This window comes from Mesorhizobium sp. WSM2561 (genome assembly GCF_000513915.1).
GTDB classification, from domain to species: Bacteria; Pseudomonadota; Alphaproteobacteria; order Rhizobiales; family Rhizobiaceae; genus Mesorhizobium; species Mesorhizobium muleiense.
This window is the reverse complement of sequence record NZ_AZUX01000005.1, coordinates 205,922-222,993: the sequence shown is the minus strand read 5'-3', so window position 1 is coordinate 222,993 and position 17,072 is coordinate 205,922. Positions and strand designations below refer to the sequence as shown.

Genomic DNA, 17,072 nt, shown 5'->3' with positions numbered 1-17,072 from the left:
TCAGAAATACCCCTCGCGCTTCTTCTTTTCCATCGAGCCGGCTTCATCACGGTCGATCAGGCGGCCCTGCCGTTCGGAGGTGCGCGCCGTGAGCATTTCGCCAACAATGGCCTCCAGCGTGTCGGCGGCCGATTCGATCGCGCCGGTCAGCGGATAGCAGCCGAGCGTGCGGAACCGTACCAGCCGGTTCTCCACCGTCTCGCCGGGACGCAATTGCATGCGGTCGTCATCCCTCAGAATGAGCATGCCGTCACGTTCGACGACCGGCCGCTCCTTGGCGAAATAGAGCGGCACGATCGGGATGTCTTCCTGGAGAATGTACTGCCAGATATCGAGTTCGGTCCAGTTCGACAACGGAAAGACCCGGATCGATTCACCGGTCGCGACGCGGGTGTTGAATATCCTCCACATCTCCGGCCGCTGGTTCTTCGGATCCCAGACGTGGTGGGCATTGCGGAAAGAGAATATCCGTTCCTTGGCACGCGATTTCTCCTCGTCGCGCCGCGCCCCGCCGAAGGCTGCATCGAAGCCGTATTTGTCGAGCGCCTGGCGCAGCGCCACGGTCTTCATCACATGCGTATGGGTGTTGGAGCCATGGTCGAAGGGGTTGATATTGTCGCGCACACCATCGCCGTTGACATGGACCAGGAGATCGAAGCCGAGCTTTTGCGCCATCTGATCGCGAAAGGCGATCATCTCGCGGAATTTCCAGGTCGTGTCGACGTGGAGAAAGGGAAAGGGCGGCTTGGCCGGATAAAACGCCTTCATCGCAAGATGCATCAGCACGGAGGAGTCCTTGCCGACCGAATAGAGCATGACCGGCTTGGCGAAGGTCGCCGCAACCTCGCGAAAGATATGGATGGATTCGGCTTCAAGCCGCTGCAGATGCGTAAGCGCGATGTTCATGGACTTTAAGCGTTCTCTCGTGCCGCCCGGATCTTGCATCGATGCATCAGGCGCAATTTTTCAGCAGCCCGTCCAAGCTTCACCTCTGGACGATGTTCTTTTCGTGCAGGGGTTCTAGCAGATCGCCATTATCTATAACAATGCAAGACAGGCCTGCGCTGGAATGGTTCGAGAAAGAATTTTCCACGCAGGGACCAGAACCCGGAAATTCCTGCCTAGATCGCAGGGCCGTCGCCAGGAGGCGCTAGGACGGCGTTCCGAAGGGAACAAGTAATTTTTCACCGTTGTGGTCGATCTCGATCAATTCACTCTTCTGGCGGGCTGCAAATCCTTTGTGGAAGATAATGGCGTTCATAAAGGCAAAAGTCATTGCAAGCGCCTCGGTCCGCAACGGATAATCGACGAGTGAATGAATGAGAAGAAAAAACACGGAGAGAAACGCCGCCTTTTGAAGGGGATCGCGACGAACTCTCGCAAGCGCCATAAAAAGAATCACGAAATAAAGCGCCATCAATAGAACAGCAAGAACTCCGCCTTCGAAAGCGATTTCAAGATACTCGTTGTGAGCATGATTTACATACTGCCTGAAAATCATCCCTTCCTTTTCATATATCTGGTAGGTCTTTTGAAAATTTCCAAACCCGACGCCGGTTGCCCAATTCTCTTTGATCCCCTCAATGGTGGTGCGAGCAATCTCTCCTCGTCCGAAATCGGGGTCGATAGCTTCGGCCTCGATCTTCGTCCACGCGCCTATCGTAAACACCGAGAGTCCTATGAAAACTGCAAGGATGCTGAGTCCACCCACCCTGGAACGCGTTGAAAGGAAGACTATGGATAGCACGGTGATCGCTAACCCGATCAGAACGCCGGCACGCGAACCGACGGCCAAAAGGAGCAGCAAAAGCGTGGCCAGCCCGAGCGATCCCGACAAAAGATGTCCGCGGAATAGACCGTAATAAACGACGAAGGGAATAGATACAAAAAGTAACGCCGCAAAATGATTCTCGTTGGCAAAAAGCCCGGCGTTTATCGTGAACGGCAATAATCCCTTTATGGCAATGTCGTCCGAGAGCGAATATTGAATCGCGCCTGCCAAGCCGTTACAGATAACACCCATAAAAAAGAACGGCAGAAGCGCAGGGACTTGCTCGGCACGCAAACGCAAAACGCTCAAAAAAAACGCCGCCAACGCCACCAGATACAACAGACATTCGATCGTCCGTCCAACGCCGACACTGACGAAACGAAATTGGGATTCCCCTACAAGCTCGGAATCTGCGAGCAACAGTTCCGGTCGCAATCCGCTGAATATCGCCGCAGGCAGGGGAACGATTTGCAAAACCACCAGCGCCACAGCGAAGATAAGCAGCCACAGAACAGAATGGGGGGTCCTTTGGCCAGAGGCCTGTGAAAAGACCGCCGCTGCCGAGACAATTGCCGCAACCTCGATCAGCGTGTCCGTGTAAAGGCCACTCGCAGTGCCGCCGCCGGTCAGCAGCGCTATAAACAGAACCGATCCGAGGAGATATTTGTCCCATTCCGACGGACGGTCGCTCAAGATGAAAGTCTCTCGATGCTCAATTTGTGCATTACCAATGTGCCGACGTAGCGAAAGCGCCAGCTCTCGGCAATGGCGGCAGTTTCCAGCTTCAATAATTGCATGGGGCACCCAGCCGATCCAACCGAAAAATCCTGACTGAGCGCCTGACGATTATATGTACCCTCCGGAATATTGAACCGCGCTATTTCGCCGGCAGGCCCCACGCACCTAATCGACCAGAACAACTCCTTTGGAAGCTTCAGGTTTCTTGCGGACGCAGCCAAAGAAATCTTGTAGGAGCCTGGCGGCAGCTGGATATACTGCTGAAGAGCTGCGTTCTTGACCGGTGTATTCAGGAAGCGGACCGTCGCCCCCCCCTCACCTTCAACCGTATTTTGAGCCGTTGCAAGCGTAACTTCGAGACCCGACTGATCGCCGACCTGCCAATCAAAAGGCTTGCCGCTGGACACAGGCTCAAATGTGCTGTTGAAAATGTATCCGCCCAATTTCCGTTCTTGATCGGACAGACTGAAAAGAAACAACCGATACGCTTGTTCATATTTTTTCTGACCAAAATAGCTGTGGATCAGATGGGACACCTCGCTCGAGTTTGGTGGCGCACTTGACCCAGTCAAATCGAGCAGCAGCCGATTTGCGAAATCGAGCCCGTCGGGGGTTTTCGCGAGCGTGACCAACAGATTGGACCTCCAGGGCGCCGCGGCCCTGATGGCTGCCAGCACGGCCTGGTATCCATCGGGGTTCGAGAGGATTGTCGGCAGCCCCTCGGCGATCGCCGGAAATTGATCTGGCCATCGCCGCAGCAAAATATCGATCTCGCGGACGGCCCCGGACAGATCGCCTGTTTCGATGGAGCGGCCTATCGACCTCTGGAGCGCGAGGATTTCGGTCTTGGATAAATTTCGAGCTTGATCGAAAAACTCATAGGCTTGGTCTTTTTCACTCTTTCGGTACTTGATCTCGCCGATCAGGCTGTAGAGACGTGCGTCCGCAAGGTCAAAACGCAGCGCGCTTTCGGCCTTGACAAGCAATGCGTCGAGATCGGGAGCATTGCTTGTATCGTTCAGGTCGTGGGTAATCTCGCCTATCAAGGCATTGACGTTCAACGGATCCAGCGCGAGGGAAACGGTTGGCGTCTCGTTTTCAAGAAACCGACTTAGCCCGATCGACGAAGCCGCCAACACTAGAACGGATGCGGCGAACCAAACGCCTGAACGCCGGAGATTTTGCATAAGCGGGCTGGTCTGCTCCGTCATCGACTTTGCCCTCAAGCTTCGGGGTGCCGTAGTCGTAATACTGGTAGTTCATGTATTTGTAGGCGTAGTTGTAATCGAACTTGTTCACCGCAAACTTCGACATCGCGGCTCCGACCACATTCGCGCCGGCAGATCGCAAGCGCTTCAACGCCGTCTTCGCCGACTTGCGCGTTACCTGATTGGTAGAAATGACCATCAATGTGCCCTCGGCAAGCCGGCTGAGTATAGGCGCATCTGAAAGGCCGACGATCGGCGGGGCATCGATTATGACAAGGTCGAAACGCTTGCCGAGATTGGTAATGATCAGCGCCATCTTTGGTGAAGAGAGCAGGTCCGCAGGGTTCGGCGGGATCGTTCCGGAAGTCAGGACGGTCACATTAGGATATTTCGTCGCCCTGAAAATGCTTGCCAGATCATCCTTGCGGACGGTGTTCGTCAAGAGGTTGCTCAGTCCGATTGTGTTGTCGAGACCAAACAGCCGGTGAAGATTGGGTTTTCGAAGATCGCCGTCGACAATGAGGACCCTGGCACCGAGCGCGGCAAAATCCTGTCCGAGCTTGAACGAGGTGGTCGACTTGCCCTCGGATGGTTCCGAACTCGTGACCAGCAGCGATCGCGGCGCGCCTTCGGCCCCGGAAAACTGAAGCGATGTTCGAAGCGAACGGTAGGCCTCGGACAGTCCTGATTTTGGATCGGCGATGCTGGCAATCAATTCCCGGTCATCAACATGCGGCAGGATGCCGAGCATCGCCAATCCCAGCTCCTTTTCGATTTGCTCAGGATTGGTGAAGGTGTTGTTCAACAACTCAATTATGTAAATTATTGACGCGCTGAGCGCCAGGAAAAGAGCCAGAGCGATCGCAAGATTGATGGTCAGGCGTGGAGAATAAGGGCGATTGGGCAGCGTCGCGAAATCGACGATTGCGGCGCTTTGTGTCTTGAGCTCGGAGCTCACACCAACCTCGTTCAGCTTGGCAATCAAATTGTCATATTGCGAGCGGTTCGAATCAACTTCACGCTTCAAGATGGTGTATTTAATGTTCTTATCGTTGAAGATGACCTGCTGCGTCTCCATCTCTGCAAGTTTTGCCTTAAGGTCGGCCTCCTTGTTCTGAGCCTCCTGGTATTTCTGCCGCAGTGAATCGGTGATCGTCAAAACGCCGTTGTCATAAAGCCGCTGCAGCTCCTTGATCTGCGCCTGAAGCTGCTGCATCTCTGGAAAACCGGGCTTCAATATGCCCAGCTTCTGCTGATACTGGCTGGTCAAATCCGACAGTTTCTCGGTGATCTTCTGCAGACCTTCGCTCTCCAGGACTGGGCCGAGGCTCGCCGCGCGGCCCTTGTCTATCTGGTCCACCATTCGTCCAGCATCGAGACGTTCCTGGATTGCTGTCGCGAGAGCGGTGTTGAGTGTCTCGATGTTCGACCCTATCAGCGATTTTTCTTCGCCGGTTATCGTGATGCCCGCATCCTTTGCATAGGCGACAAGTTCCTCTTCGGACTTCTGAAGCTTTTGCTTTACCTGCAAAACCTGTTCCTGGATGAATTGCCGTGCCAGGTCCGACGTCTCGCTGGTCTGATCGAGGCGCTGGTCGATAAAACTCTGCGCGACCTGATTGGCTATATCACTTGCATATTTCGGGTTTTGGTCGGCAAATGTAATCGACAGCAGGCTTGTATTGGTGACCAGCGTGACCGTGAGGTCATCTAGAATACGTTGGATCGCAATTTCCTCACGTTCCTCTGGGGTTTTCTCCTCTATGGAAGGCGAATTGGAAATTCCGAACGCACGATAGAAAATATTGCTTGGCGAGAAGTTCGGGGTCGGAAACAGGAAATCCGGCTTTTCGCTAAGCCCCAGTTGGAACACCGCTCGCTGCGCCAAAGCCCGGCTCTTCAGCTTTTCCCGAGCGGTTTGAAATGCCCGCATGTCGCCGGTTTCAGAAACCACCTCAATGTCCTGGAACACCTTGGCCGAAGGAACCAGCACCTCCAATTGAGCGGTTGCCCGATATTTTGGCGTCTGCATCATGGTTACGACGACGCCAGCAACAAGTCCGCCCGCTACCATCATCAGTATCAGCCACCGATACTGGACAGCGTAAAACAAAAGTTTGAGTGGATTGAAGCGCTCGTCCCGCTCGGAGTAATCGCGACCATAGGGGCTATAGTTTTGCGCACCGTCATAATACAGGTCGGCAGACAAGGCTTGGCTATGTGCTGGGCCAGCAATTTGATGCTGTCTATTGCGATCGAGCATGGTGCGAAGCAATCCTACGGTTGTCTGCGTCCTGAATTCTGACGGGCAATGACTATATACCCGGGATCACCGCAATTCTGGCTGCACTCGAGGCGACGCCGAGGGCGTCCTTGAGGTTGTTCATTGCGATTTTCGATTTCGAGGCGAAGACGACAATCTTGTCGCCACCATAGATGCGTGGGTTGCGGCTCTTGCCGGCGCGAATCTGCTCCACATTGTAATTTGCGACCAGAGTGTTTTGGCCGACATTGCGATAGACAAAGACTTTTTTCGCGTCGCCAACGGCATTGAACCCTCCAGCAAGGGCAATCGCATCGATAAGAGAAGAATTGCTCGACACCGGAAAAATACCGGCCCTGGTGACTTCACCGTCGACGGTAATGCGCTGTCCGATCGATTCCTTGACGTAGACCGAGACATCGGGCGACTGCAGATAGTTGGCACCGTAGGCCGTTTCGATTTCCTGCTCCAACTGACGGACGGTCTTCCCGGCCGCGGTGACGGTTCCGATAAGTGGAAGCGAAATTTGCCCGCCAGCGTCGACTTGAACGGTTCTGTTCAGATTGTCGACCTGGAACACATTCACCTCCAGCACATCGTTAGGCGACAAGGGCTGCTCGTTGCCGTTCTGGCTGTTTTGCGCCGCAGGCAGTTCCTTTACGACCTGCAGGGCGCCGCCGCTGGAGAGCGGCGCCGACGATGACGTCAGTTGCAGCGCATCGACCGAAGTCGGCGACGACGATGATGTCGTCGACGAGGTGCTCGTGCAGGCAGACATCGTGAGCGAAGCGAGCAAGGCACATATGGCGCCCGTATAATTTTTTGCGAAATGAAACCCGCCCATCACGCTGCCCCACCCTTCAACAGGCGACCCAATCCTGCAAAGCGACCGGTGTTGCCGGGGCTTGGCTTTTTCGAGCGTGCCTTTCCGACCGGCTCGAGGGGCCGGTTCGCCAATATTTCGCCTGGGCGTTTCAACACCATATTGCCGGCCTCATCTTCCCCACATCGCTTCGCGGCAACGGCAACCGCCTGCGAAAGCCCAGGGCGCCGGCGGGTGGCGCCGTGGGCGTCCGAAGCGATAATATCTACCCTACCCTCGTCAATCAGCTTTTCCGAATAGTAAAGCGCCGTGCGTCCAAAAGCACCAACAATTGAGTCTGCGGTAAGTTGAATCAGGCAACCCACTGCATTCAAGTTCTCAACAATTTCGTAATTTGCCTTGATCCATGTCAGCCGCTCAGGATGGGTAAGAATCGGAACGAACCCGGCGTTTATGAGGCGCAGAGCGAAATCTTCCAGCCTTGGCGGCAGAACGTGGTGCGGCGGCTCGAATAAAAAATAGCGAGATCTGTTCAAGGTCGGCACACTGCCCAGCGCCAATTGCTCCGGCAGATCCGGAGCTATATGCACGTCGGCGCCAACGTAAAGCGCAAGCGGTATTGCGGCACCGCGCAGCGCCTGTTCCAATTCTTGAACTGCGCGGGCGATATTTGCCGATCCGTTTTCGTACATGCCTGGCACGATATGCGGCGTACACGCCATATGCGTCGTTCCATCGGCCACCGCCAGCCGCGCCATTTCCAGCGATTCAGCAAGACTGGGCGAGCCGTCGTCAAGACCGGGCAAGATATGGGAATGCAGGTCGATCATGGGTGGCCGCGCTGAAGCAAACTGACGACTTCTCCCAACCAAAAGGCAAAAGCGCCACCCGCACCAGAGCGAATGACGCATTTGTCAAGGTCGTGCAATACGGTAGGATTCAAGCTATTCGCTGACAGCTTGCAAGCCAATTACCAGCACTGCCGCACCACCCGTCACAGTGCCTCCCGGCGAGACGAATCCGCCCACGACGGAGCGCATTCAGGTTCGACTCAGGTGATAGAGCGGTATGGTTGACGAATTCCATCAATATCCCGACTCCAGCCGGCGCGCCAAGGCTACACAGAGGCACCGGGCATACAATATAGCAGAGCTAGTCACATGGCTCTGCTATATTGCCTACTGGGCGCCTTAAGGGCTGACGGCGCCGCCGCCGTCGCCGTCATCCTGCGTTGCAGCAAGGATACCAGCCGCACCAGCCATGCCCGCAAAAATACCGAGCGGCACCCAGGACCGGTTTCCGCCCGCGCCAATCTGACCCGTATGCTCGGAACTCACGGCGGCAGCCGTCTGCTCGGAACCCACAACTTTCAGGCAGATATTATTCTCGACACGGGAAATGTCGAGGCTTGAATTCGCAGGCACATCCAGGTTGCAGCCACCGACATTAACAGAGGCCGCCCCCTTGGCACCGACCACTATGCGGCTGCCGAAATCCAGCGCATTTCCCGCTTTGGCCGGGCCATAGCCGACGGCTTGCGAAACCATTACGTCACCATTGGCCTGCCCGATGGAACCAATCGAGCTCGCCGCTCCCTGATAAGGCGTCGTACAGGTGCAAGACGCATCCTGCGCGAAAGACGAAACCGGGCCGAAACCGATCGAGGCGACAAATCCGGCCAACGCAACTTTTACAGTAAGGTTCATTCGTTTCGATCCTTTTTGTCCCGCCGCACCTCGGCCCCACCCGGGCACCAAGGTATTGAACAAGCGCCTAACAGCTTTTAATGTTGATTCCAACCTGCTTCGCACATGCGAGATGATTTTTGGTTTCTCATGTGTTTCATTGGACACACTCGCTTGCATCTACCATTTTCGGGCCGGCCCCTGTGGAAATTGTTGGCAAGGCAAGTATATTTTGTGGCGTTTGAGGGTCATCGCGCCGATGCTTTGGTACAGGGATCGTGGTCGACTCTGTTTAACGTGGGGTGTTATCGCACATTCTGTCTTTCATTTTATGACACGCAGATGGCGAGAACTACGAACCTGACAAGCAAGATTTGTAGGTCGAACCGGCCTGCGCCGGCTGTCCGCACAAGATGCCATTCTCGGCAAGCTTGGCGGCCAAATCCGCGCCATCGGACGTGAGGCATTGCACAACGACGGCATCACCAAACTTTGAGGCGACATTGCCGTCGCAAGGCGTCCCCATGCCGACCGGCTTGCAAGTCAGGGCGAGCCCCTGGTAGTCCCGGCGCGCCGCGTCCGTTACGATGGCACGCAGAGATTGAGGCTTGGTAAACGCCACGCCGCATAGCACAATTTTGCGGTTGCCGACGCGAAGATCATCGACCGCCTGGATGAAAAGCTTGCCATCAAACGGCTCTACCGCGGCTTGTGGCTTTGGCGGTGGGGGGCGACGGGGCGTCCCTTTTTCCACGATGATGGCAAAGAAGCCAACCGCAAACGCCAGGGCAAGGAGTGCCAAAAAGCTTAGTTTCTTGAACGACAAAAATCCTCACTCCCGGCCAAGCACGTGTCTCTATCACCTCTAGCGGAGACGTCCAGACGACTCACCTCCGCCTGGTCGCATCCATTTCAATCGAAGAAATTGCGTCAACTGCCCTATCGTGCTTCGCCGACGGTGCTGTCAAGATATTGGGTCAGCGCGCAAACCAGATGATAAAAGATGCTTGCCGGCACATCGGTCGCCAGCGAGCGGCCTCGCTCGTCGATCCGGTCTATCCACAGGCCGAGCGGCGCCGGATTGATGTGCCAGCGGAACAGGCGGCCGACACGCGCTTCGATCTCGGGCTTGAGGTCGGGGCCGCCCGAACCGTCCAGTGCAATCGCCGCCTTGATTGCTTCCGCCTGCGGCCAACTGCGCGAGACAAGGTCGAGCGGCAAGCCTTGCCGCGAGACGGCGCCATAGGCGAGGCCGGTGGCGCGATTGAGGCCGTTGGCGATGGCCGACGCATAGAGCTTTCTGGCAAAGCCGGCCAGGTCACTCTGGCCGCTGCGCCCGGCGAAGTCGACCAGCAGCGAGGCCCATTCGAAATGGTGGCCGGGTTCCGTCCAGGCACCTTTCTCGCCCTCCGCCGGCCTCCACTCGGCATCGAAATACTCGCCCAGCGTCCAGCTTTCCGGATCGAAGAAATGGCTGCGAAACAGATCGACGATGCGCGCGGCGCGACGAAGATAGGCGAGCTCGCCGGTCGCCTGATGCCAGGCCAGGAAAGCCTCGAGCAGATGCATGTGCGGGTTGGAACGGCGTTCGCCCACGCCGCTCGACGTTTCGAGAAAGCCGGTCATGCGGTGGTCCTCGAGATGCGCGTCGAGGAACGAAAAGGTTTCTTCGGCAAGCCGCAATGCATCAGGGTTGCCGACCATATGGGCATGCGCCAGCGCCAGCAGCACGCAGGAATGATCATAGGCGTCCTCGGCTGCGTCGGCGACCGTGCCGTCGACATTGAGCGTGCGCACCCAGCCGCCATTGTCGGTGCGGCCGTTCCTGGCCATGAATTCGAGGCCGTGGCCGATCAACCGGTCGGCGGGCCCGTCCCAGCCGCGCGCCCTGGCGACAGCGAAGGCGTAGACTTGCCTGGCCATGGTGCGCATGCGCTTGGGCTTCTTCAGCGGAGTGGCGTCAAAACCAAGCGCCTCGTGAAAACCGCCATGGCGCTCATCGACCCCGACCGTGGACCACAGCGGCACCGTCTCTTCAAACAGCCAGTGATGCACTCGGCGCCGCCAGGCGCCGCTTTCGATCACGCGATCGCCGGCGGGCGTGAACCTGGTTTCCAGCCGGCCGCTCTTTTCGAGTTGCTCGACGATCTTCTTGACGTTCTGGCTGCGGCTGACCGGGGCGACGAAGGTTGCATCGGCGGTCGAGACGATGGCAACGTCCTTCAAGCCGATGGCCGAGAGCAGGCGACTGTCGCTGCGGATGTAGGAGTTCTCGCAGTCGATGGCGACAACATCGCCGACGATGACATTGCCGTCATTGTCTGAGGGGCCGACATCGAGCAGCGATTGCCAGGAACCGAGATCGTTCCAGCGGAAGCCGGCCGGCACCATGGCGATATGGCTGGCGCGCTCCATGATCGCATAGTCGATCGACGTCGACGGAATGGCGGCGTAGAGTTCCAGAGGCATATAGAGACCGGAAAGATCTGACGTCGCCGCCTGATAGGCATTTTCGGTGGCCTTCCAGATTTCGGGCTCGAAAGCCGTGAAGGCGTCGCGCATGGCGCTGGCGCGAAACAGGAAGATGCCGGTGTTCCAGTAGAAGTTGCCGGCCGCCAGATAGCTCCGCGCGGTCGCGAGGTCCGGTTTCTCGACGAAACGCGAGACGTCGCAGATGCCATCCTTCTCGCCGGCGATCTCGATATAGCCGTAACCGGTTTCGGGGTGGCCGGGCTTGATGCCGAATACCACCAGCCGGCCGGCACGCGCCGCAGCGGTGCCGTTTTCCACGCTCTGCCAGAATTGTCGCGCGGTCGTGATCTCATGATCGGACGGCACCACCAGCACCAGGCTGTCGCCAAATTCGGAGAGGGTTCGCAGGGTCGCCAAGGCGACGGCGGCGGCGGTGTTGCGTCCGGTCGGCTCGAACAAGGGGCCGCCGCCGGAAAGGTCGATGCCGGCGAGATCAGCGTGGACGCGATCGGCATGCCGCTCCGAGGCAATCAGGAAGACCGGCGTTTCGCCGTCCGGCCGCGCCGTAAGCCGCCGCAACGTCTTGACCAGCATCGAGCCATCGCCGGAAAAATCATGGAACTGCTTGGGATTGTCCTCGCGCGACAGCGGCCACAGCCGTGAGCCAATACCGCCGCTCATGACAAAACTGACGATCCGCTCGGTCATGGGGTAACACCTCTGGCATTTTCGAACAAAGCAAGGAGCGCTGCGGCATAGTCTCGGCGGCGCATTTGTTGCCGACTTTGCAGCACGGCGACACTGTCGCGGGCCAAGCGGGGGCGCCGCCCAGCTTCGAGGAGACGCTGTGCCAGCGCTTTCGCACTATCGGGTGCGAAGAAGAGCGATTCCGGCGCCTGCTCGCGATGCAGTGGAATGTCGGACAGCAGCATCGGCGTGCCCAGCGACTTCGCTTCCTCGACCGTGGTCGACCACCCCTCGAAGTGTGAAGGATTCAGAAGGTAGTCAGCAGCGCCGATCAGGGCGACGACATCGTCATAGGGAATCAAGCCGAGGTGTCGAAAATGGCTTCCAAGTCCATCTGTTTCAGCAAGGCCCATCAGACGCTTGAAAAATGTCGGATCGCGGGGATCCGTGGTGCGGCCGGAGAGGATTACCGGCGGCAAGGGGGCCAGCGCTCCGATCTGATTTATATGCTTCAATGCCTCTATGACCAGCCTGTGGTTCTTGTGGACCCAGAACTGATTGGGGAGAAAGAAGAAACGCCCGGGCAGCCCATGCGCCTGGCGCGCCGCATCGGCACGCGCCAGGATGGCGCCTGGATCGAGATCGATAGCGAAGCGTACGACGGCGGTCTTGTTGCGCGAGGCTGGATAGAATGTTTCGCAGTCCGCCAGCGCATCGCCACTCGAGAGCATTATGGTGCGATTTCCCGACGTCTGCAGGCGGTAGCCGAGATCCCTGCGCCACCAGGCGCTACGCGGAAAGAGGTGCGGCAGGCGACGGTGCTGGAAATCCGGAATCCAGGAAACAACCGGTATTGGAAACCGGTTGCCGAACCACTGGGCGACTTCAAACACAACATCGATACCTTGCGCAGCGACAAGGTCCACGAAGGCACGGTCACTTCCGCCAGCGAGTGCGATCAGCCCTCGCCTGCCGAGGCCGGCGCCCGTGACCCGGTTATCAACGATAGCGGGCGCGGCCAACATATGATCGAAGGACGCGCCAATGCTTGAATGCTGCTCGGGTGTGAGAAACAGTTTCGCCTGCACCTTGCCACGCAGCTCGGAGGCGATGACGCTCAGCATGTTGCGTAGATAGGACTCGCCGCCTGACCAAGTTCCGCGGCCGATGAGAGTGAAGCCGACGGTAATCAAGGCGCGGAGCGTCGCAAATGGCCGACCGGCTCGGCGAGAATTTCAGCGCGATACCAATCGACATAGCCAGCAATGCCCCTGCTGAGTGGCACCCGCAACTGAAGCCCATCCGGGACGCCGGATGGATCTGAGATCAGATTGACAGGGTCGCCCAGACGGGATTTTCCAGAAAACGAGAGGCGATGGTTCCCTCCCCAGGCCTCCAGAACCATGCTGGAAATCGTGCTGACGGGTGCAGCAGCGCCCGCACCGCCATTATAGATGGCGAAGCGCGGTTCGCCGGCAGGCAAAATGTGATGGATCAACCGCACAACGTCCGAGATATGGTGCCAATCCCTCATTTCCGTACCCGTGCCGCCAAGCACAATGTCGGTTTCGTCTGCCGCGAGCCTGCCGCAGAGATCCCAGAGCAGTTGCTTGCGCAATCCTTCTCCATAGACCGAAAAGAGGCGAGCCACCGAGACCGGCTGGCCGTATGCGGCACAATACGACCGGCCAAGCTCCTCAACCATTCGCTTGTGATGACCATAAGGTGAGTACGGCTCGAGTGCGGCATCGACGCTGATGGGGCCGAAGTGGCCGCCGCCATAGACGGCGGCGGAGGATGCCAGAACGACTGAGGCATCGGGTGCGTGGCGACGCAGGAAATCGAGGACACAAGCCGCGGAAACGACGCTTTGTTCAAAATCCTTCAGCGGATCGGCAATCGACTGCCCGACGGTAGCGCCGCCAGCCAGATGGTAAACGGCTGCCGGGCGGCCGTGTACAGCGAGAGCCGCGTCCATCGTTTGCGCGGTCACTCCGCCGGAAAAGAATGCGCCGCCGGTCGCCGCCGCGAACCCAGGGGCTTCGCTTCGGCCGAAGCCGAGGACATGATGGCCTTCTCCGGCAAGAAATCGCGATAAATGCAGGCCAATGAAGCCGCCGGCTCCAGTCACCCAAACAGGCCTCGCCTCTTTCAGCTGCGCCACCAGATCAGCCCTTCCCTTGCTTGTAGCAAAGGAAAGAGACCAGGCGCCCAGGCCGGCGGTCCAGCAATGCCGCTGCTCGGGCAACGGCACCGAAAGGCAGTGGGGACAGGGCCGTGCGGACCAGCCCCGACACTGGGCCGAAGACTGCCGCGAGCCTTTCGCGAATTTCGGAGGCCGTCATCGGATCATAGTTCACAACCGATTGGAAAGAGTTCATTTCGCGATCGATCGTAAGCCCCGCCCCCTGCAACGCAGCGCGGTAGGCCGCCAGCGTGAAAGCGTTCTCCCCGCCGTAGAGGTGATGCAGCGGATGAGAGCGCAGAAACGGTTCCAGCTGTTGCGGCCCGGATATCACATGGTCGCGCAATGACAGGAACGTCGCGCCCTCGCGAGAGAGGCGCGCAACCTCACCGCAGAACGCCGGAAGATCATGCGCGTGATGCAGCACTTGCCTGGCGACGACCAGGTCATAGCCGGCGGCGGTCAACGGGATAGCCTCGCCGAACGCTTCGATCACATCGATGCGCGTGCCTGTTTTGTCGGCAAGCGTCCGGATTGCGGCGGCACCGACAAGGGCGCTGGGATCGGGCTCGACGGCGGTTACCGACCAGCCCTCGCGCGCCAGGGCATAGGAGAGGATGCCATTGCCGGCGCCAAGGTCGAGAGCACGGCCGACCTTGCGCGGGATCATGCTGCGAACCGCATCGAACTCTGCGCTTTCATGATAGCGCTGCGCGGCCACGACCGGATCGTCGAAATAGGCGGCGCGGGCGAGCTCTTTCATCGAAGGCTCGCTCATGCACCAGCGGACGGCGTCTTCCCAAGTCATGGCCGCTTCAGGCATCGAGAGAAACCATATGCTGGATCAATCCCCGTGGTTTTCCGGCAACAACTGCGTGAGGCGGCACGTTCTTGGTCACAACGATCTCGCTCTCCCGTCGATATCTCGGATACGCCCACAACAGCCGCCATCAATGCTCAGCTTGACGAGCGCGACAACGCTTTCGCGTCACAGGCTTGCATGCTTTCCCGTCCGTCATTCAAGGCAGGTTGTTTCCGGCGCTCGTGAGACGTAATACGCTGCCCATCGCCTCAAAGCGGCACATCGTCGATCACACTTCGGCCAGGACGTTATTCCAGCGAACAGCTACGCTACCGTCTGTTGCCTCGTCAAGTTCAGATCACGAGAATTCGAATCGCGCGAATTTCGTCCGCGCAAAACGCCCTTGCACCCCTTACCTGCATTGAGTGCCCGCCAAGCGCCTGCCGCGAGGATTGCCCTTGGCCGGCGTATGAACCAGCCCCTTAGAACATCGGGGACGGTTGGAGAACAACGCAGGAACGCTTTTTGTTCCAGTTGGCGCCGGGTTCGATCGAGGGACGGCCGATGTCGCTGTGGACGGCGTGTTTGACGCTGGGTTGCTTTATCCGTGCTATCAAAAAAACCGGCCAGGTCGAAATTGACAGATCACCACTTGCAAATCGGTCGCGGCTGTCTTTTGCTCGCGCGACAGTTGTCCCATGACTGTTGAATGGTTGGCGAACGGATGAACAAAATCGATCGGCGACGGCCGGAGTCCGAAACGGAGGCCACCGTAAATGCCGCGCGGCTTGGAACGCGGTTGCGCCTCGCCCGCCAGACGCGGGGCATGACGCTGAAGACGCTGGCGACAGCTGCGCACTGCTCTGAAAGCCTTTTGTCCAAGATCGAGAACGGCAAGGCTTCGCCATCCCTGCCCATGCTTCACCGCCTGGTCGAAGCTCTGGAGACCAATATCGGCTGGATGTTCGAACAGGTCGACGACGACGAGGCGATCGTGTTCCGCGCAGGCGCGCGACCATTGATCTCGCTCGACGCGCTGAGGCGCGGCGAGGGCATCTCGCTCGAACGCATCATTCCATACTCGCCCGGACACCTGTTGCAGTGCAACATCCATCATATCGAGGCAGACGGCGAGAGCGAAGGTCCCATCCAGCATGCCGGCGAAGAAGTCGGCTATGTGCTCGCCGGCCGGATCAAGCTGATCGTCGATGGCAAGAGCCATGATCTCGCCACCGGAGATGCGTTCGTGTTCAGGTCGGAGCTACCGCACCATTACCGCAACATCGGCAAGGAGAGAGCCAGCATTTTCTGGGTCAACACGCCGGCGACCTTCTGACGGGCGCTCAGGGATCAAATCCGTTGACAAGTATTCAAGTCTCTTGAATGTTTGCCTCGCGCCTGTAGCACCAATGGTCCAGCCGAACAGGTTTGGCCCGCAAGCAAGGGGAACCATAAATGCGTCCGTTCAAACTTCTCTTCCGTTGTGCCGCCGTCATCGCCATTTGCTCGACAGCGATGGGATCGGCGTTCGCCGATACGTTCGCTCTCGTCAACATCAACCAGCAGGCCCTGTTCTTCAACCAGATCAACGAGGGCGCGCAGAAAGCGGCCGACGCCGCAGGCGCCAAGCTGGTCATNTTCAATGCCAACAACGTGCCGAGCGCGCAAAATGACGCGATCGAGAACTACATCACACAAAAAGTCGACGGCATCATTCTGGTCGCCATCGACGTCAACGGCGTCAAGCCTGCTATCACCGCCGCGAAGGCGGCCGGCATCCCGGTGATCGCCATCGACGCGCAGATTCCCGACGGCGACAACGTTGCGTTCATTGGTGTCGACAACGCCAAGGCCGGCGAGGATATCGGCAAATTCTATGCCGATTATGTGAAGTCGGAGATGGGCGGCACTGCCAAGATCGGCATTGTCGGCGCGCTCAATTCGTTCATACAGAACCAGCGGCTCGACGGCTTCAAGAAGGCGGTCACCGACAGCGGCCTGGCGATCACCTTCCTCGACACGGTCGACGGCCAGAATGTCCAGGAGACCGCAATGAGCGCTTCGGAAAATTTGATGACCGCCAATCCGGACATGACGACGCTCTATGCGACCGGCGAGCCGGCGTTGCTCGGCGCTGTTTCGGCCGTAACCAGCCAAGGCCGCACCGGCGACGTCAAGGTGTTCGGCTGGGACCTGACCAAGCAGGTCGTTCAGGGCATTGACGATGGTTGGGTGGTGGCAGTCGTCCAGCAGGACCCGGCCGGCGAAGGCAAGGCCGCTGTCGAAGCATTGGTCAAGCTCAAGAAGGGCGAAACGGTCGAGCCGATCATCAATATTCCGGTGACGATCGTGACCAAGGACAATGTCGAACAATACCGCGCGATGTTCCAGTAGACTGCATCGATGACCCGTCCGCGGCGCCGCGAAGGGCTACGCCG

The 17,072-nt window shown here is 58.3% G+C and carries 14 protein-coding genes; 2 read left to right on the top strand and 12 right to left on the bottom strand.

The window, feature by feature from the left end; genetic code table 11:
• From cysD to M727_RS0108965, 12 genes are all read right to left on the bottom strand, one after another.
• A complete protein-coding gene (cysD, locus tag M727_RS0109020) occupies positions 1 to 906 on the bottom strand; it encodes a sulfate adenylyltransferase subunit CysD (RefSeq protein ID WP_027152409.1) in 906 nt (301 codons plus the stop codon).
• Between the two features lie 244 nt (positions 907 to 1,150).
• A complete protein-coding gene (locus M727_RS0109015; RefSeq protein WP_027152408.1) occupies positions 1,151 to 2,464 on the bottom strand; it encodes an O-antigen ligase family protein in 1,314 nt (437 codons plus the stop codon).
• Positions 2,461 to 3,720, bottom strand: a complete 1,260-nt coding sequence (locus tag M727_RS0109010; protein WP_036261858.1) for a hypothetical protein — start codon at positions 3,718 to 3,720, stop codon at positions 2,461 to 2,463. Before M727_RS0109010 ends, M727_RS0109015 begins: the two co-directional genes overlap by 4 nt.
• A complete protein-coding gene (locus M727_RS0109005) occupies positions 3,608 to 5,980 on the bottom strand; it encodes a polysaccharide biosynthesis tyrosine autokinase (RefSeq protein ID WP_027152406.1) in 2,373 nt (790 codons plus the stop codon). Before M727_RS0109005 ends, M727_RS0109010 begins: the two co-directional genes overlap by 113 nt.
• Before the next feature lie 52 nt (positions 5,981 to 6,032).
• The gene (locus M727_RS0109000; protein WP_245268511.1) at positions 6,033 to 6,758 is read right to left on the bottom strand and encodes a polysaccharide biosynthesis/export family protein; all 726 of its coding nucleotides are present in this window, start codon (positions 6,756 to 6,758) and stop codon (positions 6,033 to 6,035) included.
• Positions 6,759 to 6,823: 65 nt separating this feature from the next.
• Entirely contained in the window at positions 6,824 to 7,633 is an 810-nt protein-coding gene (locus tag M727_RS0108995) for a CpsB/CapC family capsule biosynthesis tyrosine phosphatase (RefSeq protein WP_027152404.1), read from the bottom strand.
• Between the two features lie 360 nt (positions 7,634 to 7,993).
• Positions 7,994 to 8,509 (bottom strand): hypothetical protein, encoded by a 516-nt coding sequence (locus M727_RS0108990; RefSeq protein WP_027152403.1) that lies wholly within the window; start codon positions 8,507 to 8,509, stop codon positions 7,994 to 7,996.
• A 331-nt stretch (positions 8,510 to 8,840) separates the two neighbouring features.
• Entirely contained in the window at positions 8,841 to 9,314 is a 474-nt protein-coding gene (locus M727_RS0108985) for a hypothetical protein (protein WP_156941504.1), read from the bottom strand.
• A 113-nt stretch (positions 9,315 to 9,427) separates the two neighbouring features.
• The gene (locus M727_RS0108980) at positions 9,428 to 11,668 is read right to left on the bottom strand and encodes an AGE family epimerase/isomerase (protein ID WP_027152401.1); all 2,241 of its coding nucleotides are present in this window, start codon (positions 11,666 to 11,668) and stop codon (positions 9,428 to 9,430) included.
• Positions 11,665 to 12,840, bottom strand: a complete 1,176-nt coding sequence (locus M727_RS0108975) for a glycosyltransferase family 1 protein (RefSeq protein ID WP_027152400.1) — start codon at positions 12,838 to 12,840, stop codon at positions 11,665 to 11,667. The genes M727_RS0108980 and M727_RS0108975 overlap by 4 nt, the downstream gene beginning before the upstream one ends.
• Positions 12,837 to 13,811 (bottom strand): SDR family oxidoreductase, encoded by a 975-nt coding sequence (locus M727_RS36105; RefSeq protein WP_051505567.1) that lies wholly within the window; start codon positions 13,809 to 13,811, stop codon positions 12,837 to 12,839. The genes M727_RS0108975 and M727_RS36105 overlap by 4 nt, the downstream gene beginning before the upstream one ends.
• A gap of 4 nt (positions 13,812 to 13,815) precedes the next feature.
• Positions 13,816 to 14,595, bottom strand: a complete 780-nt coding sequence (locus tag M727_RS0108965; protein ID WP_245268510.1) for a class I SAM-dependent methyltransferase — start codon at positions 14,593 to 14,595, stop codon at positions 13,816 to 13,818.
• Positions 14,596 to 15,358: 763 nt separating this feature from the next.
• On the opposite strand from M727_RS0108965, the gene M727_RS0108960 reads away from it, so the two are divergent.
• Positions 15,359 to 15,970 carry a cupin domain-containing protein gene (locus M727_RS0108960; protein ID WP_027152398.1) on the top strand — a complete coding sequence of 204 codons (612 nt, stop codon included), beginning with the start codon at positions 15,359 to 15,361 and terminating at the stop codon, positions 15,968 to 15,970.
• Positions 15,971 to 16,089: 119 nt separating this feature from the next.
• Positions 16,090 to 17,028 (top strand): substrate-binding domain-containing protein, encoded by a 939-nt coding sequence (locus M727_RS0108955; protein ID WP_027152397.1) that lies wholly within the window; start codon positions 16,090 to 16,092, stop codon positions 17,026 to 17,028.
• Positions 17,029 to 17,072: the final 44 nt, after the last annotated feature.

What these genes read in the sequence shown, in the direction of transcription:
- M727_RS0109005 (WP_027152406.1), bottom strand. Translation starts at nt 5,980, where the DNA reads ATGCTCGATCGCAATAGACAGCATCAAATTGCTGGCCCAGCACATAGC.
- M727_RS0108990 (WP_027152403.1), bottom strand. Translation starts at nt 8,509, where the DNA reads ATGAACCTTACTGTAAAAGTTGCGTTGGCCGGATTTGTCGCCTCGATC.
- M727_RS0108995 (WP_027152404.1), bottom strand. Translation starts at nt 7,633, where the DNA reads ATGATCGACCTGCATTCCCATATCTTGCCCGGTCTTGACGACGGCTCG.
- cysD (WP_027152409.1), bottom strand. Translation starts at nt 906, where the DNA reads ATGAACATCGCGCTTACGCATCTGCAGCGGCTTGAAGCCGAATCCATC.
- M727_RS0109000 (WP_245268511.1), bottom strand. Translation starts at nt 6,758, where the DNA reads ATGTCTGCCTGCACGAGCACCTCGTCGACGACATCATCGTCGTCGCCG.
- M727_RS0108980 (WP_027152401.1), bottom strand. Translation starts at nt 11,668, where the DNA reads ATGACCGAGCGGATCGTCAGTTTTGTCATGAGCGGCGGTATTGGCTCA.
- M727_RS0108960 (WP_027152398.1), top strand. Translation starts at nt 15,359, where the DNA reads ATGAACAAAATCGATCGGCGACGGCCGGAGTCCGAAACGGAGGCCACC.
- M727_RS0109010 (WP_036261858.1), bottom strand. Translation starts at nt 3,720, where the DNA reads ATGACGGAGCAGACCAGCCCGCTTATGCAAAATCTCCGGCGTTCAGGC.
- M727_RS0108965 (WP_245268510.1), bottom strand. Translation starts at nt 14,595, where the DNA reads ATGAAAGAGCTCGCCCGCGCCGCCTATTTCGACGATCCGGTCGTGGCC.